Consider the following 25,417-nt stretch of genomic DNA (forward strand, 5'->3'; position numbering starts at 1 on the left):
CCTGACGGGCCAGCAGGATGTGCTCGCGGGTCTGTGGCATTGGGCCGTCAGCGGCGGAGCAAACCAGGATCGCGCCGTCCATCTGCGCGGCACCGGTAATCATGTTCTTGATGTAGTCGGCGTGGCCTGGGCAGTCAACGTGAGCGTAGTGACGGCCGGCGGTTTCGTATTCAACGTGCGCGGTGTTGATGGTAATGCCGCGTGCTTTTTCTTCTGGCGCAGCGTCGATCTGGTCGTAAGCTTTCGCTTCGCCGCCGAATTTCTTCGACAGAACGGTAGCGATCGCTGCGGTCAGGGTGGTTTTGCCGTGGTCGACGTGACCGATGGTGCCGACGTTGACGTGCGGTTTAGTCCGCTCGAACTTTTCTTTTGCCATTTTGATTCTTCCTCAGAACAAAGTTTTTAAATGTGCGGCCGGATGATCTACCCGGCCGCAAAAATACCAGAATTACTTCGCTTTCGCGGTAACGATAGCGTCGATAACGTGCTTAGGCGCTTCAGCGTAGTGCTTGAATTCCATGGTGTAGGTTGCACGACCTTGCGTTGCGGAACGCAGGGTGGTCGAGTAACCAAACATCTCCGACAGTGGCACTTCGGCTTTGATGATCTTGCCGCCGCCGCCTGGGATTTCGTCCATGCCCTGCACCATACCGCGGCGGGACGACAGGTCGCCCATCACGGTACCGGCGTAGTCTTCCGGCGTTTCCACTTCCACCGCCATCATCGGCTCCAGAATCACTGGGTTTGCGCGTTTGCACGCCTCTTTGAATGCCATCGAACCGGCCATGCGGAATGCATTTTCGTTCGAGTCAACATCGTGGTACGAACCGAAGGTCAGGGTCACTTTGACGTCCACCACCGGGTAGCCGGCCAGAACACCGGTGTTCAGGGTTTCGCGCACGCCTTTTTCCACCGCAGGGATGAATTCGCGAGGAATCACACCGCCCTTGATCGCGTCAACGAACTCGAAGCCCTTGCCTTGTTCCTGTGGTTCCAGGGTCACCACGGCGTGACCGTACTGACCACGGCCGCCCGACTGCTTGACGAACTTGCCTTCGGCGCCTTCAACGGTCTTGCGCACGGTTTCACGGTAAGCAACCTGCGGTTTGCCCACGGTGGCTTCCACGCCGAATTCGCGCTTCATGCGGTCCACGATAATTTCCAGGTGCAGCTCGCCCATACCACCGATGATGGTCTGGCCCGATTCTTCGTCGGTACGCACGCGGAACGATGGGTCTTCCTGCGCCAGACGGTTCAGTGCCAGGCCCATTTTTTCCTGGTCAGCCTTGGTCTTAGGCTCAACTGCCTGCTGGATCACTGGCTCTGGGAACACCATTTTTTCCAGGGTGATGATCGACGCTGGATCGCACAGGGTTTCACCGGTGGTCACGTCTTTCAGACCCACAGCCGCGGCGATGTCGCCGGCGCGCACTTCCTTGATCTCTTCGCGCTGGTTGGCGTGCATCTGCAGAATACGGCCCAGACGCTCTTTACGGCCTTTGACCGAGTTGTACACGGTGTCGCCAGCGTTGATCACGCCCGAGTACACGCGGAAGAAGGCCAGCTGGCCGACGAACGGGTCGGTCATGATCTTGAAGGCCAGCGCCGAGAACTTCTCGTCGTCCGCTGCTTTACGGGTGGCTGGCTGTTCCGATTCGTCGGTGCCCGACACCGCTGCGATGTCCACTGGCGATGGCAGGTATTCGATGACCGCGTCCAGCATGGCCTGCACGCCCTTGTTCTTGAAGGCGGTACCGCACATCATCGGCACGATTTCCGAAGCGATGGTACGCTCGCGCAGTGCTTTCTTGATCTCGGCTTCCGACAGATCGCCTTCTTCCAGGTACTTGTTCATCAGGTCTTCCGACGCTTCAGCAGCGGCTTCAACCATCTTCTCGCGCCACTCAGCGGCCGAATCAGCCAGCTCGGCAGGGATGTCCACGTAGTCGAACTTCATGCCCTGGGTGGCGTCGTCCCAGATGATGGCTTTCATCTTGACCAGGTCGATCACGCCCTTGAAGTTGTCTTCGGCGCCGATCGGGATCTGGATCAGGACTGGGTTGGCCTTCAGGCGTGCGCGCATCTGCTCGTACACTTTGAAGAAGTTCGCACCGGTACGGTCCATCTTGTTGACGAAGGCCAGACGTGGCACTTTGTACTTGTTGGCCTGACGCCACACGGTTTCCGACTGTGGCTGAACACCGCCCACGGCGCAGTAAACCATGCAAGCACCGTCCAGCACGCGCATCGAACGTTCCACCTCAATGGTGAAGTCCACGTGGCCTGGGGTGTCGATGATGTTGATGTGGTGTTCTGGGAAGTTGTTCGCCATGCCTTTCCAGAAGCAGGTGGTCGCTGCGGAGGTAATGGTGATACCGCGCTCTTGCTCCTGTTCCATCCAGTCCATGGTGGCGGCGCCATCGTGAACTTCACCGATCTTGTGGTTCACGCCCGTGTAGAACAGAACGCGTTCGGTGGTGGTGGTCTTACCTGCATCGATGTGAGCGGAAATACCGATATTGCGGTAGCGCTCGATGGGGGTCTTGCGGGCCATAATTAATCCTAAATCTTTGAATGGACAAAACCGAGCGCCATTTTTGCTGACAAAAATGAGCCCGGCCTCGAACAACAGATGACAGCCAGCTCAGGAGCTGGCCGATTTTATTAGAAGCGGAAGTGCGAGAACGCTTTGTTCGCTTCTGCCATGCGGTGAACTTCGTCACGACGCTTCATCGCGCCGCCACGGCCTTCGGCCGCTTCCATCAGTTCGCCTGCCAGACGTTGTGGCATGGACTTCTCGCTGCGCTTGTTGGCAGCTTCGCGCAGCCAACGCATGGACAGCGCCATACGGCGCACTGGGCGGACTTCAACCGGCACCTGGTAGTTGGCACCACCAACGCGACGGGATTTCACTTCAACCAGCGGCTTGGCGTTGTTCAGCGCGGTGGCGAACACTTCCAGCGGGTCTTTGCCCGACTTCTGGGCGATGTGCTCGAAGGCACCGTAGATGATGTTTTCAGCGACCGATTTTTTACCGGACAGCATCAGAACGTTCACGAATTTGGCGACATCAGTGTTGCCGAATTTTGGATCCGGCAGGATCTCGCGCTTGGGTACTTCACGACGACGTGGCATGTTAATTCCTTTATCTTCAGTTGAGTGCCTTGCGGTCACTCGCGGCGGCCATCATAGCCAGCCACTTACTCGGTCTCACGACCGGCTCAACTCAATTAATGTCAATTACTTCTTGGCTTGCTTAGCACGCTTGGCGCCGTACTTCGAGCGCGCTTGCTTACGGTCTTTAACGCCCTGGGTATCCAGTGCACCGCGAACCATGTGGTAACGCACACCTGGCAAGTCTTTTACACGACCGCCGCGCAGCAGCACCACGCTGTGTTCCTGCAGGTTGTGGCCTTCACCGCCGATGTACGAAATCACTTCGAAACCGTTGGTCAGACGCACTTTGGCAACTTTACGCAGTGCCGAGTTAGGCTTCTTAGGAGTGGTGGTGTACACACGGGTGCACACGCCACGCTTTTGCGGGCTGTTTTCCAGCGCCGGCGATTTGCTCTTCACGACCAGCTTGGTACGTGGTTGGCGAATCAGTTGATTGATGGTTGGCATCGTTCTTAATCCAACAAAATTACAACGTTAACAACCCGGTCAAGGTGCCGGGGACAAAAAACCTTCTCCCGATTTACGGGCCACCGGAGGCGCAAACAGCCGCTCTCGCGGAGCAGCCTGATTCAGCGTATACGATGTGCAGAATAAATTGAGAACTCGCGAGTATAGACGTGAAATGTAGCTCAGTCAACCAATTTCACGGCGCCGGGCGGCTTGCAAGGATCAAGAAACACTTGATAATAGCAAACTAATCCATCACCCCGGTGTCCGTCCGAATGCGATCCCTGCTGCGCCCCGCCCCCTTGTTTGTGCTCGTCAGTTACCTGCTGCTGTCGCTGGTGCCCTGCGTGCCCCTGCTGCTGGGCAAGCAGGTGCCGGAACTGGCGCATGTGCTGATTGTCGAGGCGCTGGCCTGGCTGGCGGTGTGGAGCGTGTTTGGCCGCCCGGCCTGGTTCCACTGGCTGCTGATCCCGGCGTTTGTGGCGCTGCCGACCGAAATCTACCTGTACATTTATTACGGCCAGGGCATTTCCACCCACCATCTGGGCATCATTGCCGAAACCAGCCCCAAGGAGGCAATGGAATTCCTCGGCCGCAAAGTCTGGCTGATGGGGGCGGTGCTGCTGGCGATGATCCTGTGGGGCGGCGCGGTGCAGGTGGCGGCGCGCCGCAGCCCGGCATTGACCTGGCGCGGCACATCGCGCTGGGGCGTGCTTGCTGTGTCGCTGGCACTGGCCGCGCTGTGGGCCTACGGCTGGGAATTCGGGGTGCGCGCCAGGCCGGCGCACGCCAGCGCCAGCACGGCGCCGGCCGCAGCACCTGCCGGTTCGGCGATTGCTTCGGCGCTGAGCTCGGCCCTGCGCTATGTCGGCGTCACCCCGGCCGAGGCCAGCGCCGCCAGCGAGGAAGAGACGGCGGAAGAAGACGCGCCTGACGACAGCGATCCGGACCATGCCGCCATCGCCGGCGCCGGCCGCACCGGCTGGCACTGGCCGGCGTTGCCGTGGCGGGCGCGCACGCCGCTGGTGTTTGGCGATTTCGCGTCCTCCTGGCCATTCGGCCTGACCGGGCGCTTCGTCGACTTCTACAAGGAGCGCGCCTACCTGGCCGACCTCGGCCAGCGCAGCAGCAGCTTCACCTTTGGCGCGCACCAGCCGCAAAAGAATGCGGCGCCGGAGATTGTCATCATGGTGATCGGCGAATCGTCGCGCTATGACCGCTGGGGCATCAACGGCTACACGCGCGACACCACGCCGCTGCTGCGCCAGGAGCCCAACCTGGTGACGCTGCCGGACGTGATTACCTCGGTCTCGGCCACGCGCCTGTCGGTGCCGGTCATCATCTCGCGCAAGCCGGCCATGCAAAGCCTGAAGGATGGCTTCTACGAAAAATCCTTCCTGACAGCGTACAAGGAAGCCGGCTTCAAGACCTTCTGGCTGTCGAACCAGATTTCGTTCGGCCAGTTCGACACGCCGGTGTCGGTGTTTGCCAAGGAAGCCAATGTGGTGCAGTTTATGAACCTGGGCGGCTTCACCAACAACTCCAACTTCGACCAGATCCTGCTGGAGCCGCTGCGGCTGGCCATCAACGACCCGGCGCCAAAAAAACTGATCGTGCTGCACACGCTGGGCAACCACTGGAACTACAGCCAGCGCTACCCGAAAGAATTCGACAAGTGGCAGCCATCGCTGTTCGGCGTCGACAAGCCGGTCTACACCGACCTGAAGATCAAGCCGCAGCTGAACAACAGCTACGACAACTCCATCCTCTACACCGACTGGTTCCTGTCGCAGGTGATCCAGCAATTGAAGGATACGCAGCAGCTCAGCTCCATGGTCTACGTGGCAGACCACGGCCAGACCCTGTACGACGGCAGCTGCAATATCGCCTTCCACGGCCATAACACCCAATATGAATTCCACGTGCCGGCCATGGTCTGGTACTCGGACCAGTACAAGGAGCGCTACCCGGAGAAGGTGCGGCAGCTGCTGCGCCACCGCAAGGCGCGGCTGGCCACCGAGAACATGTTCCACACGCTGCTGGACCTGGGCGACATCCAGTACGACGATGAAAAGCTGGAGTGGAGCTTCCTCAACAAGCAATTCAAGCAGCACAAGCGCTACGTGGACAGCTACGGCTGGTCCAACTACGACAATGCCAGCTTCAAGGGCGACTGCCGTGAAGTCATGGACAAGGGCAAACCACTCAAACAGGAGAAGTAATGGGTATCCGCATCGCTGCGGCACAAGCGCCATCGGTGGCCGGCGACCTCGCCGCCAACCTTGCCACCCACCTGCGCTTCATCGCCGCCGCCCGTGCGGAAGGCGTGCAGTTGCTGGTGTTCCCGGAATTATCACTGTGCGGCTACGAGCTGCCACTGCTGCGCCAGTGCGCACTGACGCCGGACGATGCGCGCCTGGCGCCATTGCGTACAGCCGGCATGACCGTCATCGTCGGCGCGCCGGTGCTTGATGCTGGCGCCGCGCGGCCGTGCATCGCCAGCATCAGCCTGACGGCGGACGGCGGCACCACGGTCTATCGCAAGCAATATCTGCACGCCGGCGAGGAAGCCTACGCCCAGCCCGGCCCGGCAGGTGCGCACGCACACGCTCTGCACGGTCAGCGCTATGTGGAAGCCATCTGCGCCGACACCAACCACGCGGCCCACGCGCGCGCCGCGGCCGATGCCGGCGCCTCGCTGTACGTGGCCGGTGTGCTGATTTCGGAAGGTGGCTATGCGAAGGATGCGGCGGCGCTGCGCGGCTATGCGGAAACCCACCACATGGGCGTGCTGATGGCCAACCACGCGACGCCGTCGGGCGGCTACGCCAGCGCCGGCAAAAGCGCCTTCTGGGCACCGGGCGGCGCCCTGCTGGCGCAAGCGCCCGGCCCCGGCGACTACCTGGTCATCGCGGACAGCGCGGACCGCTGGCAGGGACGCGTGGCCGCTGTCGCCGCTTAGCGCAATGCCAGGTGGCGGCTGGTCTGCGCGGCCGCGTCGCCGATCTTGAATACGCTGACGGTCTGCTGCAGCTGGCTGGCCTGGTCTTGCAGCGACTGCGTGGCGGCGGCGGCTTCCTCCACCAGCGCGGCATTCTGCTGCGTTACCTGGTCCATCTGCGCGACGGCCTGGTTGACCTGATCGATGCCCTCGCTTTGCTCGCGGCTGGCGACGGCGATTTCGCCGACGATCTGCGTCACCTGATGCACGTCGCCCACCAGCGTCGTCATGGTGGTGCCAGCCTGCTCGACCAGATTGGTGCCGAGCTGGATCTTCTGCACCGAATCATCGATCAGCACCTTGATCTCCTTGGCGGCAGCGGCCGAGCGCTGCGCCAGGTTGCGCACTTCGGTGGCCACCACCGCAAAGCCGCGCCCCTGCTCGCCGGCGCGTGCCGCCTCCACTGCCGCGTTCAGCGCCAGGATATTGGTCTGGAAGGCGATGCCGTCGATCACACCGGTGATGTCGACAATCTTGCGCGAGGCATCGTTGATGTCGTTCATGGTGGACACCACCTGCTGCATCACCTCGCCGCCCTGCGCGGCCGTGGCCGACGCGCCCTCCACCAGCTTGCGCGCGTGCTGGGCATTTTCCGAATTCTGCTTGACGGTGCTGGTCAGCTCCTCGATCGAGGCCGCGGTTTCTTCCAGCGAGCTGGCTTGCGTCTCGGTGCGCGAGGACAGTTCCATATTGCCGGCCGCCAGTTCCTGTGAGCCATTGTTGATCACATCCGCGCCCTGGCGCACGCGCGACACGGTCGACAGCAGATCCTGCTGCATGCGCTGGATCGCCTTCAACAGGCGCTGGATCTCGTTGTCGCCGGCCGCCTCGATATGTGCGGTCAGGTCGCCGCCGGCCACGCGGTCCAACTGTTCCACCGCGCCCTCCAGCGGCACCAGCACGGTCGAGCGCAGCATCAGGTGCGCGCCAAACACGATGGCCAGCGCGGCCAGCAAACCAAACGCCACCAGCCACATCACCACCTTGTACTCGCTGGCGCGGCTGTCGGCCAGGGTATTGATTTCGTCATCGCCCAGCTTCTGGAATTTTTCCAGCAGCGTGGAGAAGGCCGCGCCGGTCGGGGTCAGTTCGTCGGCGTTGATGGCGGAGTAGGCGGCGGTATCATCCTTGGCCAAGGCGGCGGAGGCGCGCTCCAGCACCGCCGACAGCTTGCGGCCGGCGTCGACCAGATCCTTCTTCAACTGCGCATCCTGGCCGGGATAATTGGCGGTTTTGTCAAACTTGTCGAGGAAATCCAGCGTGCGCTGGTAGGATTTCCGGGCGCTGGCCAGGGCCGAATCACGCTCGGTCTTGTTGTCGCTTTCTTTCAGAGCGGCATAGCCGCGCGTGAGGGCGGAGCGGGTGCGGGTGGTGTCCTTGTAAGCGTCATTGATGACGATAATCTGCGTGGAAATCTGGTGCACGTCCGCGATCGACCGGTTGGACTGCTGCAAGGCAAAAATCCCGAGCGCTGCGCCGATCACCAGCATGACCGCAAACAACACCAGCACGCCCAGCAAGCTCGTCTTCACAGTAATATTTTTCACGCCGCCCCTCCATTACACTTAGAAAGTTGCCAAGTAGTAATTATACGCGAATAAAGTACATGCTGAATGTAGTTGACGCGCTAAAGAACGGGCTTGTGCACCATGAGCCAATACACCACCAGCAGCGCGCCAAAGGCGGGAAAGCCCAGCGCGGTCCAGATTTTTTCAAAGCGCCAGTAACGCGCCGGCAGCGGCACGCCGTCACGCGCGGCCTGGGCCGCCATGTCGCGCATGCGCAATTGCAGCCACACCACCGGCAACCAGCAAGCGCCCGCCAGCAAATACAAGGCCACGGACCAGACGATCCAGCCGGAACTGAGCGGGAAACCGGCCAGGTGAATCATCCACAGCCCGGACAGCGGCTGGATGATGACGGACGGCGTGGTGAACCACCAGTCTGCGCGCGCCACCAGCCGCGAGACCACCGCAATGGCCTGCACGTTGCCGCTGCGGTTGGCAAAGAACATGTAGAAGGCCGTGCCGAAGCCGGTGCCGAACATCAGTGTGGCGGACAGGATGTGCAGCCATTTGATCGCAAGGTATTCCATTATCTGCTCGCCCTCCACATGAAGAACATCAATGCCAGCAAGGGCAGGTTCTTGCTCAGCGGGCCAAAGGGATGGAGCCAGAAGAAAGGCAGACAGATGCTCATCACCAGCGTGTAGCCGGCCACCAGCGCCAGCTGCGCGGCCCAGAGCCAGCGGCGCGGGCGCAGCAACAACAGCACGCCGATCGCGGCATCGGCCAGACTGGCGGCCAGCAGCATGCCTTCCTGCGCGAAGGCCGGCACGCCGCATGCCGCCAGCCATGCGCGGCTTTCCGCATGCGGCCAGCCAAACCAGGACACGGCGGCAGTCCACAGCCACAAGGCGGCCATGGCCAGCGTGATCAGCGTGGCAGCCCAATCCCAGGCGGCGGCCACGCGCTGCGCCGGATGCGCGAAGTGGGCGGGATCACGCAACGGGCGGTCCAGCAGCGCGGCGGCGGCGCTGGCGTCTGCAGTGTTGCTGCCGTCCGCGCTCTGCTCCAGCATCAGCAGCGATTCCGGCGTCAGCGCGCTGGACGGCATGAGCGCGGCCACCCGGGCAACCACGCGCGCGACCGGCATCGGCAGATCCAGCACCAGGCCGGGCGGCGCCTGCATGCCGCGCCGCAAATCGCCCAGATAACCAGCCATGGTGGTGGCGCGCGGGCCAACCACCGCCAGCTCGCGCGGCCCGGCAGTGGCTGCGGTCACCAGCCTGACGATGACTGCGGCCAGATCGTCAACGTGGATGGGCTGCACCCTGGCGCCATGCGCCATCGGCATCATCAGCGCAGGCAGCGTGGCGAGCATGCGGAACATGACGCTGCTGGCGCCATCGTCGCCATACACCAGCGATGGCCGGATGATGGTCGACTCCAGATTGCGCGCCAGCAGATCAACCTCCGCCGCGCCCTTGCTGCGCCAGTAGCCGGTGGCGGCATCCGGATGACTGCCGAGCGCTGACACCTGCACCACACGCCGCACGCCCAGCCGCTCGCAGGCGGCAAACAACGCGACCGGCGCGGCGCGGTGCAGGCGGTCGAAATCGCCGGGGCGCGTCTCGCGGATGATGCCGACGCAGTTGACCACGGCGTCCACGCCGGCCAGCAGCGGCAGCCAGTCCTGCTCGGCGGTCAAGGCGCCAAAGTCAGCCTCGCGCCAGTGCTGCGGATGCTCATCCGAGGGGCGGCGGCGACTCATGCCGATGACCGTGCAGCCGGCGCCGCGCAAAGCCCGCAGCGCGTGGCTGCCGATTAATCCCGTGGCGCCAAGTATCAATACTTTCATACCGCCTCCGTCTGTTATTTCTGTCAAAACAGAAATGGTTGCTGAAATTTTTTTAGTCGCTGCCCAGCAGACGGGCCACTTTACCGCCCATTTTCAGAAAGCGCTGCATGGTTGCCGGCGGCAAGTGTTTGTAGTCGTCGTAGGTGGCGGTCAGCATTTCCAGGAAATCCAGCACCTGCTCCATTTTGAGCTTGGTGGCCTGTTCCAGTTGCGGATCGCTCTCCGCCTCCACCGCGCAGGCGCGCAGCACGGTCAGGGTTGGATCGATCTCGCGCTTCTTGCGCTCCTCCACGATGACGCGGAAGATTTCCCACACATCCTGCAAAGCCAGGAAATGATCGCGCCGGTCGCCGGCCACGTGCGTAATGCGCACCAGGCCCCAGCTCTGCAGCTCCTTCAGGCTGTTGCTGACATTGGAGCGCGCCACATTCAGCGTCTCCGCGATGGTTTCCGCGTGCAGCGGCTCATTGGCCAGAAACAACAAGGCATGAATCTGCGCCACGGTCCGGTTGACGCCCCAGCGCGCGCCCATCTCGCCCCAGTGCAGGATGTATTTCTGAATGGTCGGCGTGAGGTGCATGGCTTTCTCTAATTTCTGTCAACACAGAAATAATAGGCCAGCAGTTCCGGGAAGTCAAATCGGCATTTGATCAGCCGGATGCGCCATGTAGTCGCTCAGCCAGGCGTGGACGCGGTTGGCTCTGGTAGTGATGGCCGGGGTGTAGCCCTGCTGGCTGAGCAGGGCGATGCCGTTGGTGTCTTTAAGCAGGCCCGGCGTCAGAAGCCATGCGCCGCCGCTGCGGTGCACGCACCAAGGCGCCAGGCAATCGGACAGCAGCGATGCCAGCACCAGATGATGCGAGGCCACCACCACCCGCCCCTGCTGCGCCAACGCATGCAGCACGGCCGCTGCCGCCGATACCGATTCGAGGTAGTTCGTGCCGCGGAAGATTTCGTCGATGATGAAGATGGCCGGCCGCTGCGCCGCCAGCGACAGCAGCTCACGTCCGCGCCGCAACTCGGCCATGTAAAAGCTCTCGCCATCGCCCAATGCATCTTCGTTCTGCATGCTGGAGTACACCGGCAACAACGGCGTCACCGCGCGCGCCGCATAACAGAAGCCGAACGCCCGCGCGGTGATCAGGTTCAGGCCCACCGTGCGCAGCAAGGTACTCTTGCCGACGCCGTTCTGGCCGGAGATGAACACGCCCTTGTCCGCCATGTCGAAGTCCAGCGCGCCGGCATCGGACAGCAGCGGATGCACCACCGCGCGCAGCGTCACCGCATCGCCCGGCTCCGCCCAGCAATGCGCTGTCTGCGCCAGATGGCGCGCCAGTGCGAGGTCCGCATCCAGCACCACCACGCGCTCAAAGCTGGCGCGCAGGAAGGCGATATGCTCGTTCACTACCTCGCGGCTGCGGTAGTAGTGGCGCACGTTCTGCAGGAACAGCCACTCGCTGTAATCGCGCACGCCTGGCATGTCCGCCATCAGCGAGCGGCTCAGGCGCCGATTGAGTCTGGCCGCCTGCGCCGCGTCGTCCCACGGCAGCAGCGAATGCGCGCGCAGCATCAGCTGCGTGGCGTCCAGAATGCGGCCCCACTCTTGCACCGCGTCGTGGTGCTTCATCTGCATCGCGCACAGCGCCAGGCACAGGGCCAGCGCCACGCCCCACATCGGCAGCCAGCCCAGCACCAGTGCCAGACCGGCCGACAGCAAGAGCGCCCACGGCATCCACTTCAACAGCGGCAGCCAGCGCGGCGGCGACGGCAGCGAATCGCCAAACAAGGTCTCGCTGATCTCGCGATCGGCGCGACGCAAGTCCCGGGTTGCGGTCTGCAGCTGCTGGCGGCGCGCGTCATCCGCCAGCAGGCCGCGCACGCGCTGCGCGCCGGCCGCGCCTTCCTCGGCATGCAGGCGCCGGTGCAGCTCCTGCTGGCCGAAGATGCTGGTCTCGCGCGCCAGTTGCGCGCTGTACGCCGGCAGCAGCAAATCGTCCCAGGTCTGTTCATCGATCACGCCGTCCCTGGCGGACAGCATGCGACGGTACATGGCCACGTCGCTGGGCACAAAGGGGTAATCGTTCATGCCGGCTCATGTGCGCATGATTGCCAGAATTTCAAGTCCGGTGCGGACAGCGCGGACACGCCGGACGTTGTTCGGACAGCGGACGGGCATGTCCGCCCCATAGAAATCAACGACTTAGCGCGTGGCACACTTTCTGCATAACGTTGCCCGTTCACTCACAAACGAGCAAGCCATGATCCGTGACACTTCCAATCAAGACGCCGTCATCACCCCGCCGAAAGGCCATGGGACCCGGCGCCGCCTCCTCATCGCCGCCGGCGCCGTGGCGCTGGTCGCCATCGGCTGGTCGCTGGTCCACACCTGGCGCGGCAGCGACCATTCGGTCAACGCCTCGCGCCTGCGCATTGCCGAAGTCGGGCGCGGCACGCTGATCCGCGACGCCGCCGTCAATGGCCGCGTGGTGGCTGCCGTCAGCCCGACCCTGTACGCGCCATCGCTGGCCACGGTCACCCTGAAAGTCCACGCCGGCGACACCGTCAAGAAAGGCGACGTGCTGGCGGTGCTGGAATCGCCCGACCTGTCCGATGCGCTCAAGCGCGAGCAAGCGGCCTACGCGCAGATCGAAGCGGACGTCGCGCGCCAGCGCATCCTGGCCCGCAAACAAAAGCTGCTGGCCCAGCGCGACGCCGACACCGCCGAAATCGACCAGGTCTCGGCCCAGCGCACGCTGGAGCGCTACGACGCCGTCGCCAACGAAGGCGCCGTGGCCAAGATCGAATACCAGCGCGCCAAGGACGCGGTGAATTCCGCCGTGATCCGCGCCAAGCACGCCAAGGAAGCTTCGGTGCTGGAAAACGACAACGTGGCGCTGGAACTGCAATCCAAGATCAAGCAGCTGGACCAGCAGCGCAGCACCCTGTCCAACGCCCAGCGCCGCGTCGATGAGCTGACCGTGCGCGCGCCGGTCGATGGCTTTATCGGCACGTTGTCGGTGGCCGACCGCAGCGTGGTGCCGGCCAACACGCCGCTGATGACGCTGGTCGACCTGTCGCGTCTTGAAGTGGAGCTGGAAGTGCCCGAGACCTACGTCTCCGACATCGGCCTTGGCATGAATGCGGAAGTCAATTACGGCACCGGCACCACCACCGCCAAGCTGTCCGCGCTGTCGCCGGAAGTGGTGAAGAACCAGGTGCTGGCGCGCGTGCGCTTCAACGGCGAACAGCCGGCCGGCCTGCGTCAGAACCAGCGCGTCACCGCGCGCCTGCTGATCGACGAGAAGCCGAACACCCTGATGGTGCAGCGCGGTCCGTTCGTGGAATCGGAAGGCGGCCGTTATGCCTACGTGGTGCGCGACGGCATCGCCATCCGCACCCCGGTCAAGCTGGGCGCCACCAGCGTCTCCGCCGTGGAAATCCTCGGCGGCCTGAAACAAGGCGACAGGATTGTTGTCGCCGGCACCGAAACCTTTGAGAACGCCGAACGCGTCTCGATCAACCAATAACTTTCTGAAGAGGCCCTCCATGCTGCGCATGAAAAACCTGAGCAAAGTCTATCGCACCCACATGATCGAGACCCACGCGCTGCGCGGTTTCGAGATCGAAGTCAAACAGGGCGAATTCGTCACCGTCACCGGCCCGTCGGGCTCCGGCAAAACCAGCTTCCTCAACATCGCCGGCCTGCTGGAGGAATTCACCGACGGCGAGTACATCCTGGATGGCATCAACGTCAAAGGCATGGACGACAACGCCCGCTCGCGCCTGCGCAATGAAAAACTGGGCTTCATCTTCCAGGGCTTCAACCTGATTCCCGACCTGTCGCTGTTTGATAACGTCGACGTGCCGCTGCGCTATCGCGGCTTCAACGCCGCCGAACGCAAGGAGCGCATCGAGGACGCGCTGTCCAAGGTCGGCCTGGCCTCGCGCATGAAGCATTATCCTGCCGAACTGTCGGGCGGCCAGCAGCAGCGCGTGGCGATCGCGCGCGCCCTGGCCGGTTCGCCCAAGCTGCTGCTGGCCGACGAACCGACCGGCAACCTGGACACGCAAATGGCGCGCGGCGTGATGGAACTGCTGGAAGAGATCAACGCCCAGGGCACCACCATCCTGATGGTGACCCACGATCCTGAACTGGCGGTGCGCACGCAACGCAATGTGCACATCATCGACGGCCAGGTGTCGGACCTGGTGCGCAAGGCGCCATCGCTGTCCAACGTTGCCTGAGGAGCGCAGCATGTTCCAATACTACTTCCTGCTGGGCGTGCGCAGCCTGCGCCGCAACCCGGCGCTGACCGCGCTGATGGTGCTGACGCTGGCCGTCGGCGTGGCCGCCAGCATCGCCACCCTGACCATCCTGCACGTGATGTCGGGCGACCCGATCCCGCACAAGAGCGACCGCCTGTTCGTGCCGCTGATCGACAACGGCCAGCCGGACAACTACAAGCCGGGCGACAAGCCGGACGACAATCAGCTGAGCTACCGCGATGCCACCAATCTGCTGAACAGCAAGGCCGGCGAACGCCGCACCATCATCTTTGGCGTCAGCCTGGCGATCGAACCGGAACGCAAGGACATCGGCGTGTTCAACGCGCGCGGCATTGCGCCGACCGCGGACTTCTTCAACATGTTCGACGCGCCCTTCCTGCACGGCCAGGGCTGGAGCCCGGCCGACGACAAGGCCGGCGCCGACGTGGTGGTCCTGAGCCGCAAGCTGGCGGAAAAAATCTACGGCGATGCCGACCCGGTCGGCAAGCGCCTGACCATGGGCGGCTTCCAGTACCAGGTGGTGGGCGTGCTCGATACCTGGAAAGTGGTGCCGCACTTCCACCGCATCATCGGCAGCAACGACGGCGCCTTCAGCGAAGAAGACGAGATGTTCATTCCCTTCGCCAGCGCCACCCGCCACGAATTCCAGCGCAACGGCAGCACCAGCTGCTACGAGGACATCGCGCCCGGCTATCAGGCCTTCCTTGATTCCGAATGCACCTGGATCCAGGCCTGGATTGAGACCCGCAGCGCCTCCGATCGCGCCGAGCTGCAAAGCTTCCTCGATTCCTACGCCACCGAACAGCGCAAGCTGGGCCGCCTGAAACGCAACGCGCCCAACATGCTGTACGACGTGCGCGAATGGCTGGACTACATGAAGGTGGTCGGCAATGACAACAAGCTGTCCGCCTGGCTGGCCTTCGGCTTCCTGATCCTGTGCCTGGTGAACACCATCGGCTTGCTGCTGGCGAAGTTCTCGGTGCGCGCCGCCGAAGTGGGCATCCGCCGCGCGCTGGGCGCTTCGCGCCGCGAGATCTTCGCGCAGTTCCTGATCGAGACCACGGTGGTGGGCCTGGTCGGCGGCGTGCTTGGCCTGATCCTGGCCTTTGGCGCGCTGGCGCTGATCGCCATGCAATCCAAGGCGCTGACGCTGGTGGCGCATATGGACTGGGTGATGCTGCTGACCACCTTCGCGCTGGCCGTACTGTCGGCGATCCTGGCCGGCCTGCTGCCGACCTGGCGTGCCTGCCAGGTCACGCCGGCCCTGCAACTCAAATCCCAATAAGCGAGCGCCATCATGGAAATCCGTCCTATTCTTTCCGCGCTGTTGCGCAATAAAACCGGCCCGGTGCTGGTGGCGATCCAGGTCGCGCTCAGCCTCGGCATCCTCGCCAACGCGCTGCACATCGTGCAGGTGCGGCAGGCCGTGTCGGCGCGCCCGACCGGGCTGGAACGCGAAGAAGATATCTACGTGATCTCGGTGCGCCATCTCAAGCAGGGCGGCCACGAAGAGCAACTGGCCACGCAGCGCCGGGACACGGCCACGCTGCGCGCGGTGCCGGGCGTGCTGTCGGTGTCCGAGACCAGCCAGATGCCGCTGTCGCGCTCCGGTAACTACACCGGCCTGGCGGTGGACCGCAAGCAGACCCGCACCACCGCGCAGTCGACCAGCTACAACAGCGCCGATTCGCTGGTGAAGACCTGGGGCCTGAAGCTGATCGAGGGCCGCGACTTCTATCCGAACGAGGTGCCGGAAATCGACATCACCACCAGTGACGACTTCCCGAAAGTGGGCATCGTCAGCCGCGCGCTGGCCGAGAAGATGTGGCCGGGCCAGAGCAGCTACGTCGGCAAGACGGTGTACTTCGGCACCGGCGACAAATCGCGCAGCGTGCAGGTGGTGGGCGTGGTTGACCGGCTGCAGACGCCAAGCGCGCAGATCGGCGAAACCGGCGAATTCTCCATCATCACGCCGGCCCGCCTGACCGGCAATGAAGTGGTCAGCTACACCGTGCGCGCCGAACCGGGACAGCTGGAGCGCGTGATGAAGGAAACCGAGGAAGCCATCCGCAAGGCGTCGCCCTCGCCGGTGGTAATGCGCACCAAGAGCGTGACCGAGTTCCGCACCGACCGCTATCGCGCCGACCGCGCGCTGGCGTGGATGCTGGTGACGGTGAGCGTGCTGCTGTTGCTGATCACCGCCAGCGGCATCGTCGGCATGGCCAGCCTGTGGGTGACGCAGCGCCGCAAGCAGATCGGCGTGCGGCGTGCGCTGGGCGCGCGGCGCATCGATATCCTGCGCTACTTCATCACCGAGAACTTCATGATCACCAGCACCGGCGTGGCGGCCGGCCTGCTGATCGCGCTGGGCCTGAATCAGCTGCTGGTCAGCCAGCTGGAGATGACGCGCCTGCCGTTCGGCTATCTGCTGGGCGGTGCGGTGATCTTCTGGGCGCTGGGTGTGATGGCGGTGTACGGGCCGGCGTGGCGCGCGGCCAGCATTTCACCGGCCACCGCGACGCGCAGCGCCTGAGTGGAGCGACAATGTTATGCTTACGGCATGCCTACCGTATTAATCATTGACGACAACGCCGCCGTAGCCGTGGCCCTCGAAGTGCTGTTCTCGCTGCACGATATCGAGGCGCTGCGCGCGGCCTCGCCCGAAGCCGGGCTGGCCATGCTGGAACAGCACAGTGTGGACCTGGTGATCCAGGACATGAACTTCACCGCCGACACCACCTCGGGCGAGGAAGGCACGGCGCTGTTCAATGCGATCCGCGACCGCTATCCGGATCTGCCGGTGATCCTGCTGACCGCGTGGACCCATTTAAACGCGGCGGTGGATCTGATCAAGGCCGGCGCCGCCGACTATCTGGCCAAGCCGTGGGATGATCACAAGCTGATCGCCACGGTCAACAACCTGATTGAACTGGGACAGGCCAAGCGCGCCTTGCAGCAGCGCGTGCAGGGCGAATTGCGCCAGCGCCGCGAGCTGGAACGCGGGCATGATTTGCGCGGCATGGTGTTCCAGGACCCGGCCACCGAGCGGGTGATTCATCTGGCTTGCCAGGTGGCGCGCGCGGATGTGCCGGTGCTGATCTCCGGTCCCAACGGCACCGGCAAGGAGCGGATTGCGGAAATCATCCAGGCCAATTCCTCGGTGCGCAACGGGCCGTTCGTGGTGCTCAATTGCGGCGCCATTCCGTCCGAGCTGATTGAAGCCGAGCTGTTTGGTGCGGAGGCCGGCGCTTACACCGGCGCGTCCAAGGCGCGCGAGGGCAAATTCGAAGCGGCCGATGGCGGCACGCTGTTCCTCGACGAGATCGGCAACCTGCCGCTGGCGGGACAAATGAAATTGCTGCGCGTGCTGGAGACCGGGCGCTTCGAGCGGCTGGGCTCGAATCGCGAGCGGCAGGTGAAGGTGCGTGTGGTCAGTGCCACCAATGCGGATCTGCAGGCCATGATCCGGGCAGGCACCTTCCGCGAGGATTTGTTCTATCGCCTGAATGTGATCGAGTTGCGCCTGCCGCCGCTGGCGGCGCGGCCGATGGATATTCTGCCGCTGGCGATGCACTTCCTGGGGCCGGACAAGCAGTTGCATCCAGACGCGCAGGCGGCGCTGCTGGCGCACCAGTGGCCGGGCAATGTGCGCGAACTGAAAAACGTGATGATGCGCGCCGGCCTGCTGGCCAGCGGCGATGTCATCAAGGTGGCGGACCTCGGCCTGCCAGCAGCGGCGGGCGGCGGCAACACCAGCGATGAAGCGATCCGCGAGCCGGACCGCGACGCCATCAGCCTGGCGCTGAGCCGCGCCGGCGGCGTGGTGGCGCAGGCGGCGGCGGAACTCGGCCTGTCGCGCCAGGCCCTGTACCGCCGCATGGAGCGGCTCGGCATCGTCCGTCCGTGATGGACGAGCAGGACACGCCCCGCCCCGCCGCCGCCAACGGCGACCACGCGGACCATGATCGTGGCGCGCGGCAGCAAGCGGCTGGCCGCCGCACGCCGCCGCGCAGCAGTGCGCCGCTGGGGGCGGAAGCGCGCCGGCCGCGCGGGTTGCGGCTGTCATTGCTCACGCGCTGGACGGCGCTGGTGGGCACGCTGCTGACGGTTGGCATCCTGATCGCGCTGGCGACCGACCACTTCTTCCCGCGCAATCCCGGCCTGGTGCTGGCGGTCTGCCTGCTGTGCGTGGTGCCGATCTCCATCATCACCATCCGCGCCGAACTGGAACGCATGCTGTCGCTGTTCCGCGCCCTCACCGGCACCGTCACCAGCTACAAGGACGGCGATTTTTCCTTCAGCCTGCACTGGCCGCAAAACGATGAGCTGAGCGATCTGGTCACCGCCCACAACGCGCTGGGCGACGTGCTGCGCCAGCAACGCCTCGACCTGGTCCAGCGCGAACTGCTGCTCGACACCATGGTGCAGAACACGCCGGTCGCCATGCTGCTGGTCAGCGAGTCCGGCCCCATTGTCTACGCCAACATCGCCGCGCGCCAGCTGCTCAACCAGGGCCGCAAGCTGGAAGGCCACAAACTCGACGAAGTGCTGAACAGCGCCTCGCCGGCCCTGCTGGAAGCCCTGGCGCGCGGCGGCGACGGCCTGTTCACCACCAAGGACGGCGAGGAGGAAGACGTCTACCACCTGGCCCGCCGCAGCTTCAACCTGAACGGCCGCAAACACGAACTGCTGCTGCTGCGCCAACTGACCATGGAGCTGCGCCGGCAGGAAGTACAGACGTGGAAAAAAGTCATCCGCGTCATCAGCCATGAACTCAACAACTCGCTGGCGCCGCTCACCTCGCTGGCCCACTCCGGCGCGGAACTGGTGCGGCGCGGGCAAACCGAACGCCTGCCGCAAATCCTCGCCACCATCGAGGAACGCACGCGCCACCTGGAAAGCTTCATCCTCGGCTACGCGCGCTTTGCCAAGCTGCCGGCGCCGCGCCTGGAAGCGCAGCACTGGCAGCCCTTCCTGACCCAGCTGGGCGAACAAGTGGTGTTCCAGCAGATCGGCGACGCGCCGGCGGAACCCTGCGCCTTCGACCCTGGCCAGCTGGAACAAGCCCTGCTCAACCTGCTGAAGAACGCCCACGAATCGGGCTCGCCGCCCGATCAGGTCAGCCTGGAAGTGCGCCGCCTGCACGAGGGCGTGCGCATCGACGTGCAGGACCGCGGCCCCGGCATGAGCGACGCCGTGCTGACCAACGCGCTGGTGCCGTTCTACTCCACCAAGCGCAGCGGCACCGGCCTGGGCCTGGCGCTGGCGCGCGAGATCGCGGAAGCCCACGGCGGCCGCATCACCCTCACCAACCGCGACGGCGGCGGCCTGACCGTGACCATGATACTGCCGCTGGCCTGATAAACTAGCGGCATGTCCAAGTCTTCATCTCCCGCCGTCCGTTTCGACCAGCCCGGCCACCCGCCGGCCACCATCACCGAATTCCAGGGCGTGCGCAGCCTACATCTGGGCACCTCCTGGGTGCAGGGCGCGATGCGCATCGCCAAGCCGGACAACATCGAGCTGGAATATGTGCAGATGATGATGATGTGGTTGCTCTTCAACGACCAGCCGCGGCACATCGTGCAGCTGGGCCTGGGCAGCGCCGCGCTCACCAAGTTCTGCTACCGCCGCCTGCCGCAGGCGCGCGTGACCGCCATCGAACTCAATCCCAACGTGATCGCCATGTGCGAATCGCAGTTCGCGCTGCCGCCCAACGACGCGCGCCTGAACGTGCGCGAAATGAACGCCATGGACTTCGTGCTCGATCCGGCCAACCGCAACACGGTCGATATCCTGCAGGTGGATCTGTACGATGAAGAGGCGCGCGGTCCGGTGCTGGACTCGCAGGAGTTCTACGAAGGCTGCGCCAGCGTGCTGCGCGATGGCGGCATGATGACCACCAATGTGTTCGGCGACGACTTCACCAACTACGACAAGAACCTGCAGACCATGGAACTGGTGTTCGACGCCGTGGTGTGGCTGCCGGAGGTGCACGATGCGAACATCGTCGTCATCGCCTTCAAGAACGCGCCCTCGCTGGACTTCAGCGTGTTGTACGAGCGCGCGGCGGAAATCAAAAAAACCCTCAACCTGCCGGCAAAGAACTGGGTCAACGGCCTGAAAGGCTGGATGCGCGACCACCAGTAGCTTTTCGCATATCGATATGCGCGCGCCTCATACCGATGCATGCGCGCCACACTTTTGCGCATAGCCGCACCAGGGACGTGCCGGGCCGCCGGTCACTTTACGATACATTGCGTTACAGTGCACGAAATATTGGTAAATGTGCACATTCCGCAACATTGTGGTGCAAGCCGCGTTGTCGCCCTTTGCGGGCTACCTTTAGTATTTTTATCAACGGCCCTACCCCGCTGGCCGTCTTCAAATACCTAGAGAGAAAACCAATGCAAAGAGCACCACAATTCAAACGCACCTTGCTGGCCAGCGCTATCCTGCTGTTGGCCGCGCAAAGCGCCCTGGCCCAATCGTCCACCGACAGCAGCGCCAAGGCCGAAGATCAACAAACCGTGGTGGTCCTGGGCTCGCGCTCGGTCGCCAAAACCGCGCTGGACACCTCGGCGCCGGTCGGCCTGATCGGCCTGAAAGACCTGCAGACCGCCGGTCCGCTGGAGCTGGGCAAGCTGCTGCAAACGCTGGACCCGTCGTTCAACTTCTCCACCACCTTCATCAGCGACGGCACCGACTCGATCCGTCCCGCCACCCTGCGCTCGCTGGGTCCTGACCAGGTGCTGGTGCTGATCAATGGCAAGCGCCGCCACCAGCAGGCGCTGGTCAACGTGCAGCAAACCATCGGCCGCGGTTCGGCCGGTACCGACATCAACGCCATTCCGCTGGCCGCCATCCACCACATCGAGGTGCTGCGCGACGGCGCCGCCGCCCAATACGGCTCGGACGCGATCGCCGGCGTGATCAACATCGTCCTCAAATCGAACGTGGGCGAGACCGCCGTCAGCGGCCAGCTGGGCACCACTTCGGAAGGCGACGGCGATATGTACTCGGCCAGCGCCAACCGCGGCTTCGCCCTGGGCGAGAACGGCGGCTACATCAACCTGACCGCCGAATGGCGCAAGCGCGGCGAAACCAACCGCGCCGGCCCGGACTCGCTGCGCGTGAATCCTCCGCGCGTGACCCAGCATATCGGCGACAGCAACACCAAGGACGCTTACCTGTGGTGGAATGGCGCCCTGCCGATCGACAAGAGCAGCGAGTTCTACGCCTTCGGCGGCGTCTCGCAGCGCAAGAGCGATTCGTATGGCTTCTTCCGCTCGGCCGGCGATGCCCGCACCGTGGCGGCAGTGTATCCAAACGGCTTCCTGCCAGCCATCCACACCGACATCAAGGACGCCTCGTTTGCCTTCGGCTACCGCCGCGACCTGGCCGACGACTGGAAGGCCGACGTCAGCATCAACTACGGCCAGAGCGAACTGGCATTCCATGAGTCGAACAGCTTGAACGTCTCCTACTGGTACGAGCCGAAACCGGGCGGCGGCATCTACGCCGAATCGGCGCGTGAAGCCGATACCGGCACGCTGAAATTCAACCAGCTGACCTTCAATGCCGACGTCAAGGGTCCGGTCAAGCTGGGCGACACCGAAGTGAATCTGGCCACCGGCTTCGAGTACCGCCAGGATAACTACCAGATCGTCGCCGGCGATCCGATCTCCTACCAGTATGGCCGCACCAACAACCCGGCCATCGTGATCCAGACCCCAAGCGGCGCCACCGCGGCCGCCGGCATCCAGGGCTTCCCGGGCTACACGCCAGCGACCGCCGTGGATTCGGGCCGTCACAACATCGCCCTGTACCTGGATGCGGAAACCAAGCCAGTCAAGGAGCTGACCCTGGGCGGCGCGGTGCGCTATGAAAAGTACTCGGACTTCGGCAGCACCGTCACCGGCAAACTGAGCGCGCGTTTCGACCCGACCAAGGAAGTCGGCTTCCGCGCCAGCGCCTCGACCGGCTTCCGCGCACCGAGCGTGCAGCAGGAGTTCTACAGCTCCGTGTCGACCAACCTGAATAACGGCGTGCTGACCGAAACCCTGACCGCGCGCCAGGGCAGCGCCGTGACCCAGGCCTTCGGCATCAAGCCGCTGAAAGAGGAAACCTCGACCAGCTTCAGCGGCGGTATCGTGCTGCGTCCAGCGAAGAACATGTCGCTGACCGCGGACGCTTACCAGATCAAGATCAAGGACCGCATCGTGTTCTCCAGCGAGATCGCGCCGGAAGCCGGCGGCGGCCCGATCGCCAACATCCTGAAACCACTGGGCGTGGGCCAGGCGCAGTTCTTCACCAACGCGGTCGATACCCGTACCCGCGGTCTGGACATCGTGGCCGAGCACACCACCAAGTTTGATGCGTCCACGCTGGTGCTGTCGGGCCAACTGGGCTTCAATAAAACGGAAGTGACCAAGCGCCACTCGACCTCCACGGTGCTGAGCGGCGAGAAGCTGTTCGACAAGTCGCAAGTGACCCTGATCGAACACGGCCAGCCACGCAAGCACCACGTGGTGGGTGCGGACTACACGGCCGGCGCATGGAACCTGAACGCGCGCGCCAACTACTTCGGCGAAGTGTATGCTGAAAACTTCAGCCCTCTGCAGAAGTGGGATGCCCGCTGGCTGGTGGACACCACCGTGCGTTATGCCTTCAGCAAGCGCACCTTCCTGAGCGTGGGCGTGAACAACGTGTTCAACCAGCTGCCGAACGAGTGGACCAACGGCGGCGACTTCCCGAAACTGGGCTTCACCCGCTGCTGGGAAACCTGCCCTATCGGCGTGAACGGCCGCTCGTTCTACGTGCGTGCTGATACGGCGTTCTGATTGAACGGTTGGCGGCGTAAGCCGCAAGGTGGATCAGCGCCGCCAACTGTTTGACCAGTCCTTCCATCCGCTCGGCCGGCACTTGTGCGTAGCCGAGCATCAAACCCTTCCATCCCGAATCCCCCTGCGTGTCGTGCTGACTGAGCGCGTTGACGGCAATGCCGTGTTCCAGCGCCTGCGCCACGATGGCGTTGTCGTCGATGCGCGCATCGTTGAAGCGCAGCGAGAGGTGCATGCCGGCCGAACCGCCATGCACCGTCGCTGCCGATCCCAGATGTTTTTCCAGTGCCGCCACTAAAGCGTCGCGGCGCTGGCGGTACAGCCGGCGCATGCGGCGCAGGTGCAGCACGAACTGGCCGCTGCGCAGGAACTCGGCCAGCGCCAGTTGCTCGGCCACGCGGCCGCGCGCGGACGATTGCGCGCGCATGTGGGCGAAGTCCTCGGCCAGTGCGGCAGGCACCACCACGAAGCCGATGCGCAGCGACGGGAACATGGTTTTGCTGAAGGTGCCCAGGTACACCACCGGAGCGTCTGCGGCCAGGCCCTGCATGGCGTGCAGCGGCGCGCCGTCATGACGGAATTCGCTGTCGTAATCGTCTTCAATGATCAGCGCACCGGCCGCGCGTGCGGCATCGATCAGCGCGTGGCGGCGGCGCAGGCTTAACACGCTGCCGACCGGGTACTGGTGCGAGGGCGTGGTGTAGATCAGCTTTGGAGGGCGCAGCAGCCAGTCCTCGCGCTGCGGCGCCATGCCGTCATCGTCGACATCGATGCCGCTGACCGCCAGCCCGGCGGCGCGGGCGGCAGCCAATGCGCCGCCGTAGCCCGGATTCTCGATCCAGATGGTTTCGCCGGCATCTGCCAGGGCGCGCATGCAGAGATCGAGGCTGCTTTGCGTGCCGTCAGTGATAAACACCTGACTGGCTTCGCACACCACGCCGCGCGAGGCACGCAGGTGGTCGGCAATCGCTTCGCGCAGCGGCGCCTCGCCGGCCGGATCGCCGTAGTTCAGCTGCAGCACCGTCATGCTGCGCAGCGCGCGCTCCAGCATGCGCCGCCACAGCGCCATCGGAAAATGCTCCAGCGCCGGCACGCCCGGTACGAAGGCGCCCATACGATCAGCCTCGCCCGGCAACGGCCGCAGATGACGCACGCGCTGCGACAAGCCGATACGCGGCGGCTCGGGTGCGCGGCGCGCCGGCTTGCGCCCGGCCGCGCTCAGGGTCGCCACCACCGTACCGCGCCGGTCGCTGACCACATAGCCTTCGCTGGTCAGCTGGTCATACGCATACAGCACCGTATTGCGCGCCACGCCCAATTCCTCGGCCAGCGCGCGCGAGGCGGCCAGCCGGGTGCCGGCGGCCAGCGTGCCGTCACGGATGGCGGCGCGCAGGCACTCGTGCAGCAGGCGCTGACGCGGCCAGCCGGCATCAATGTGGCGCGCCGCATAGCCGTGAAACAGCAGCGAAAAATCCATGTTCTGGCTCCATAAAAATAACACGCTCTGGACCTATTGATAGAGCCAGGGTTTCATTATATTGCTGTTTTTTTATGAAAGGGAACCATGAACCAGCCACCGAGTGATCGCACCCGCGTCCGCCGCGTCGCCACCAACGCGCGCTACGACAGCGCCACCCTGCACGCCATCGTCGATGACGCCTACCTGTGCCACATCGCCTTCAGCGATGCCAGGGGCGCGCACTGCATTCCCACCGCCTGCTGGCGCGACGGCGATCATCTCTACATCCACGGTTCCAACGGCAGCCGCATGGTCAGGCACCTGCTGGAAAACGAATGCTGCGTGACCATCACCCACCTGGATGGCCTGGTGCTGGCGCGGTCCGCCTTCAACCACTCGATGAACTACCGCTCGGCCATGGTCTACGGCCGCTTCGAAGCGGTGGACGGCGATGCCGCGCGCCACGCGATGGAAACCTTCATGGAAAAGCTGGCGCCCGGCCGCCAGGCCGAAATCCGTCCCGGCTCGGACAAGGAATACGCCGCCACTACCGTGCTGCGCATTTCACTGGCGGAAGCGGCCTGCAAAATCCGCTCGGGCGGCGCGGAAGACGATGCTGAAGACCTCGATTGGCCGGTCTGGGCCGGCGTCCTGCCGTGGGCGCGCACGCCGCTGGCGCCGCAGCCGGACCCCGCCTGCACACGGCCGGAGCCCGATTATGTCACCCACTGGACATCATGTAGTTCAGCTACATAAACCACGTATTGCATGTAGTATAAATACAACCTAGAGCGACTACAGAGGAAAAGTAGTCGGTGTAAACCGTATTTTGGCACAAACATT

At 63.9% G+C, this 25,417-nt stretch carries 21 protein-coding genes; 11 read left to right on the forward strand and 10 right to left on the reverse strand.

Going from position 1 to position 25,417, the window contains the following annotated elements; translation table 11 throughout:
* The 4 genes from ABDW57_RS25695 to rpsL all read right to left on the reverse strand — a co-directional run.
* Positions 1–376 (reverse strand): GTP-binding protein (locus ABDW57_RS25695; RefSeq protein ID WP_343730615.1); only part of this gene is annotated, 376 nt, incomplete at its 3' end.
* 72 nt (positions 377–448) lie between these two features.
* Positions 449–2,554 (reverse strand): elongation factor G, encoded by a 2,106-nt coding sequence (gene fusA / locus ABDW57_RS25700; protein ID WP_343732988.1) that lies wholly within the window; start codon positions 2,552–2,554, stop codon positions 449–451.
* Between the two features lie 110 nt (positions 2,555–2,664).
* Positions 2,665–3,135, reverse strand: a complete 471-nt coding sequence (gene rpsG, locus ABDW57_RS25705) for a 30S ribosomal protein S7 (protein WP_155468423.1) — start codon at positions 3,133–3,135, stop codon at positions 2,665–2,667.
* Between the two features lie 105 nt (positions 3,136–3,240).
* A complete protein-coding gene (rpsL, locus tag ABDW57_RS25710) occupies positions 3,241–3,624 on the reverse strand; it encodes a 30S ribosomal protein S12 (RefSeq protein WP_092281397.1) in 384 nt (127 codons plus the stop codon).
* Positions 3,625–3,899: 275 nt separating this feature from the next.
* Between rpsL and ABDW57_RS25715 the strand changes: the two genes are divergently transcribed.
* The gene (locus ABDW57_RS25715) at positions 3,900–5,846 is read left to right on the forward strand and encodes a phosphoethanolamine transferase (RefSeq protein ID WP_343732989.1); all 1,947 of its coding nucleotides are present in this window, start codon (positions 3,900–3,902) and stop codon (positions 5,844–5,846) included.
* Positions 5,846–6,586 (forward strand): carbon-nitrogen hydrolase family protein, encoded by a 741-nt coding sequence (locus ABDW57_RS25720; protein ID WP_343732990.1) that lies wholly within the window; start codon positions 5,846–5,848, stop codon positions 6,584–6,586. The genes ABDW57_RS25715 and ABDW57_RS25720 overlap by 1 nt, the downstream gene beginning before the upstream one ends.
* Here the strand turns inward: ABDW57_RS25720 and ABDW57_RS25725 are convergent.
* The 5 genes from ABDW57_RS25725 to ABDW57_RS25745 form a co-directional block, all read right to left on the reverse strand.
* Entirely contained in the window at positions 6,583–8,172 is a 1,590-nt protein-coding gene (locus tag ABDW57_RS25725; RefSeq protein ID WP_343732991.1) for a methyl-accepting chemotaxis protein, read from the reverse strand. The two genes, ABDW57_RS25720 and ABDW57_RS25725, sit on opposite strands and share 4 nt — an antisense overlap.
* 80 nt (positions 8,173–8,252) lie before the next feature.
* Positions 8,253–8,720 carry a DUF2269 domain-containing protein gene (locus tag ABDW57_RS25730; RefSeq protein WP_343732992.1) on the reverse strand — a complete coding sequence of 156 codons (468 nt, stop codon included), beginning with the start codon at positions 8,718–8,720 and terminating at the stop codon, positions 8,253–8,255.
* Positions 8,720–9,985 (reverse strand): SDR family oxidoreductase, encoded by a 1,266-nt coding sequence (locus ABDW57_RS25735; protein WP_343732993.1) that lies wholly within the window; start codon positions 9,983–9,985, stop codon positions 8,720–8,722. The genes ABDW57_RS25730 and ABDW57_RS25735 overlap by 1 nt, the downstream gene beginning before the upstream one ends.
* A 52-nt stretch (positions 9,986–10,037) precedes the next feature.
* Positions 10,038–10,565, reverse strand: coding sequence for a GbsR/MarR family transcriptional regulator (locus tag ABDW57_RS25740; protein WP_343732994.1), 528 nt, complete (start codon positions 10,563–10,565; stop codon positions 10,038–10,040).
* 54 nt (positions 10,566–10,619) lie between these two features.
* Positions 10,620–12,071, reverse strand: a complete 1,452-nt coding sequence (locus ABDW57_RS25745; protein WP_343732995.1) for a DNA mismatch repair protein MutS — start codon at positions 12,069–12,071, stop codon at positions 10,620–10,622.
* A gap of 172 nt (positions 12,072–12,243) precedes the next feature.
* Between ABDW57_RS25745 and ABDW57_RS25750 the strand changes: the two genes are divergently transcribed.
* From ABDW57_RS25750 to ABDW57_RS25785, 8 genes are all read left to right on the forward strand, one after another.
* The gene (locus ABDW57_RS25750; RefSeq protein ID WP_343732996.1) at positions 12,244–13,512 is read left to right on the forward strand and encodes an efflux RND transporter periplasmic adaptor subunit; all 1,269 of its coding nucleotides are present in this window, start codon (positions 12,244–12,246) and stop codon (positions 13,510–13,512) included.
* Positions 13,513–13,531: 19 nt separating this feature from the next.
* Entirely contained in the window at positions 13,532–14,230 is a 699-nt protein-coding gene (locus ABDW57_RS25755) for an ABC transporter ATP-binding protein (RefSeq protein WP_343732997.1), read from the forward strand.
* A 10-nt stretch (positions 14,231–14,240) separates the two neighbouring features.
* Positions 14,241–15,557: an ABC transporter permease gene (locus tag ABDW57_RS25760; RefSeq protein WP_343732998.1), complete on the forward strand. Its 1,317-nt coding sequence runs from the start codon at positions 14,241–14,243 to the stop codon at positions 15,555–15,557.
* 12 nt (positions 15,558–15,569) lie between these two features.
* A complete protein-coding gene (locus ABDW57_RS25765) occupies positions 15,570–16,805 on the forward strand; it encodes an FtsX-like permease family protein (RefSeq protein ID WP_343732999.1) in 1,236 nt (411 codons plus the stop codon).
* A 27-nt stretch (positions 16,806–16,832) separates the two neighbouring features.
* Positions 16,833–18,179 (forward strand): sigma-54 dependent transcriptional regulator, encoded by a 1,347-nt coding sequence (locus ABDW57_RS25770; protein WP_343733000.1) that lies wholly within the window; start codon positions 16,833–16,835, stop codon positions 18,177–18,179.
* Positions 18,176–19,633 (forward strand): HAMP domain-containing sensor histidine kinase, encoded by a 1,458-nt coding sequence (locus ABDW57_RS25775; RefSeq protein WP_343733001.1) that lies wholly within the window; start codon positions 18,176–18,178, stop codon positions 19,631–19,633. Before ABDW57_RS25770 ends, ABDW57_RS25775 begins: the two co-directional genes overlap by 4 nt.
* Positions 19,634–19,645: 12 nt before the next feature.
* A complete protein-coding gene (locus ABDW57_RS25780; RefSeq protein ID WP_343733002.1) occupies positions 19,646–20,422 on the forward strand; it encodes a spermidine synthase in 777 nt (258 codons plus the stop codon).
* 257 nt (positions 20,423–20,679) lie between these two features.
* Complete coding sequence (locus ABDW57_RS25785) at positions 20,680–23,115, forward strand: TonB-dependent receptor (RefSeq protein ID WP_343733003.1); 2,436 nt, start codon at positions 20,680–20,682, stop codon at positions 23,113–23,115.
* Here the strand turns inward: ABDW57_RS25785 and ABDW57_RS25790 are convergent.
* Complete coding sequence (locus tag ABDW57_RS25790) at positions 23,063–24,592, reverse strand: PLP-dependent aminotransferase family protein (RefSeq protein WP_343733004.1); 1,530 nt, start codon at positions 24,590–24,592, stop codon at positions 23,063–23,065. The two genes, ABDW57_RS25785 and ABDW57_RS25790, sit on opposite strands and share 53 nt — an antisense overlap.
* Before the next feature lie 87 nt (positions 24,593–24,679).
* Here ABDW57_RS25790 and ABDW57_RS25795 point away from each other — a divergent pair, with 87 nt between their 5' ends.
* The gene (locus ABDW57_RS25795) at positions 24,680–25,330 is read left to right on the forward strand and encodes a pyridoxamine 5'-phosphate oxidase family protein (protein WP_343733005.1); all 651 of its coding nucleotides are present in this window, start codon (positions 24,680–24,682) and stop codon (positions 25,328–25,330) included.
* The last annotated feature ends 87 nt before the right edge of the window (positions 25,331–25,417 follow it).

Source organism: Duganella sp. (assembly GCF_039595735.1).
Lineage (GTDB): Bacteria > Pseudomonadota > Gammaproteobacteria > Burkholderiales > Burkholderiaceae_D > Rugamonas.

Coding starts and splice junctions, on each gene's coding strand:
- ABDW57_RS25730 (WP_343732992.1), bottom strand. CDS start 8,720: ATGGAATACCTTGCGATCAAATGGCTGCACATCCTGTCCGCCACACTG.
- ABDW57_RS25735 (WP_343732993.1), bottom strand. CDS start 9,985: ATGAAAGTATTGATACTTGGCGCCACGGGATTAATCGGCAGCCACGCG.
- ABDW57_RS25755 (WP_343732997.1), top strand. CDS start 13,532: ATGCTGCGCATGAAAAACCTGAGCAAAGTCTATCGCACCCACATGATC.
- ABDW57_RS25770 (WP_343733000.1), top strand. CDS start 16,833: ATGCCTACCGTATTAATCATTGACGACAACGCCGCCGTAGCCGTGGCC.
- ABDW57_RS25745 (WP_343732995.1), bottom strand. CDS start 12,071: ATGAACGATTACCCCTTTGTGCCCAGCGACGTGGCCATGTACCGTCGC.
- ABDW57_RS25715 (WP_343732989.1), top strand. CDS start 3,900: ATGCGATCCCTGCTGCGCCCCGCCCCCTTGTTTGTGCTCGTCAGTTAC.
- ABDW57_RS25760 (WP_343732998.1), top strand. CDS start 14,241: ATGTTCCAATACTACTTCCTGCTGGGCGTGCGCAGCCTGCGCCGCAAC.
- fusA (WP_343732988.1), bottom strand. CDS start 2,554: ATGGCCCGCAAGACCCCCATCGAGCGCTACCGCAATATCGGTATTTCC.
- ABDW57_RS25795 (WP_343733005.1), top strand. CDS start 24,680: ATGAACCAGCCACCGAGTGATCGCACCCGCGTCCGCCGCGTCGCCACC.
- ABDW57_RS25790 (WP_343733004.1), bottom strand. CDS start 24,592: ATGGATTTTTCGCTGCTGTTTCACGGCTATGCGGCGCGCCACATTGAT.
- ABDW57_RS25750 (WP_343732996.1), top strand. CDS start 12,244: ATGATCCGTGACACTTCCAATCAAGACGCCGTCATCACCCCGCCGAAA.
- ABDW57_RS25740 (WP_343732994.1), bottom strand. CDS start 10,565: ATGCACCTCACGCCGACCATTCAGAAATACATCCTGCACTGGGGCGAG.
- ABDW57_RS25720 (WP_343732990.1), top strand. CDS start 5,846: ATGGGTATCCGCATCGCTGCGGCACAAGCGCCATCGGTGGCCGGCGAC.
- ABDW57_RS25780 (WP_343733002.1), top strand. CDS start 19,646: ATGTCCAAGTCTTCATCTCCCGCCGTCCGTTTCGACCAGCCCGGCCAC.
- ABDW57_RS25765 (WP_343732999.1), top strand. CDS start 15,570: ATGGAAATCCGTCCTATTCTTTCCGCGCTGTTGCGCAATAAAACCGGC.
- rpsG (WP_155468423.1), bottom strand. CDS start 3,135: ATGCCACGTCGTCGTGAAGTACCCAAGCGCGAGATCCTGCCGGATCCA.
- ABDW57_RS25785 (WP_343733003.1), top strand. CDS start 20,680: ATGCAAAGAGCACCACAATTCAAACGCACCTTGCTGGCCAGCGCTATC.
- rpsL (WP_092281397.1), bottom strand. CDS start 3,624: ATGCCAACCATCAATCAACTGATTCGCCAACCACGTACCAAGCTGGTC.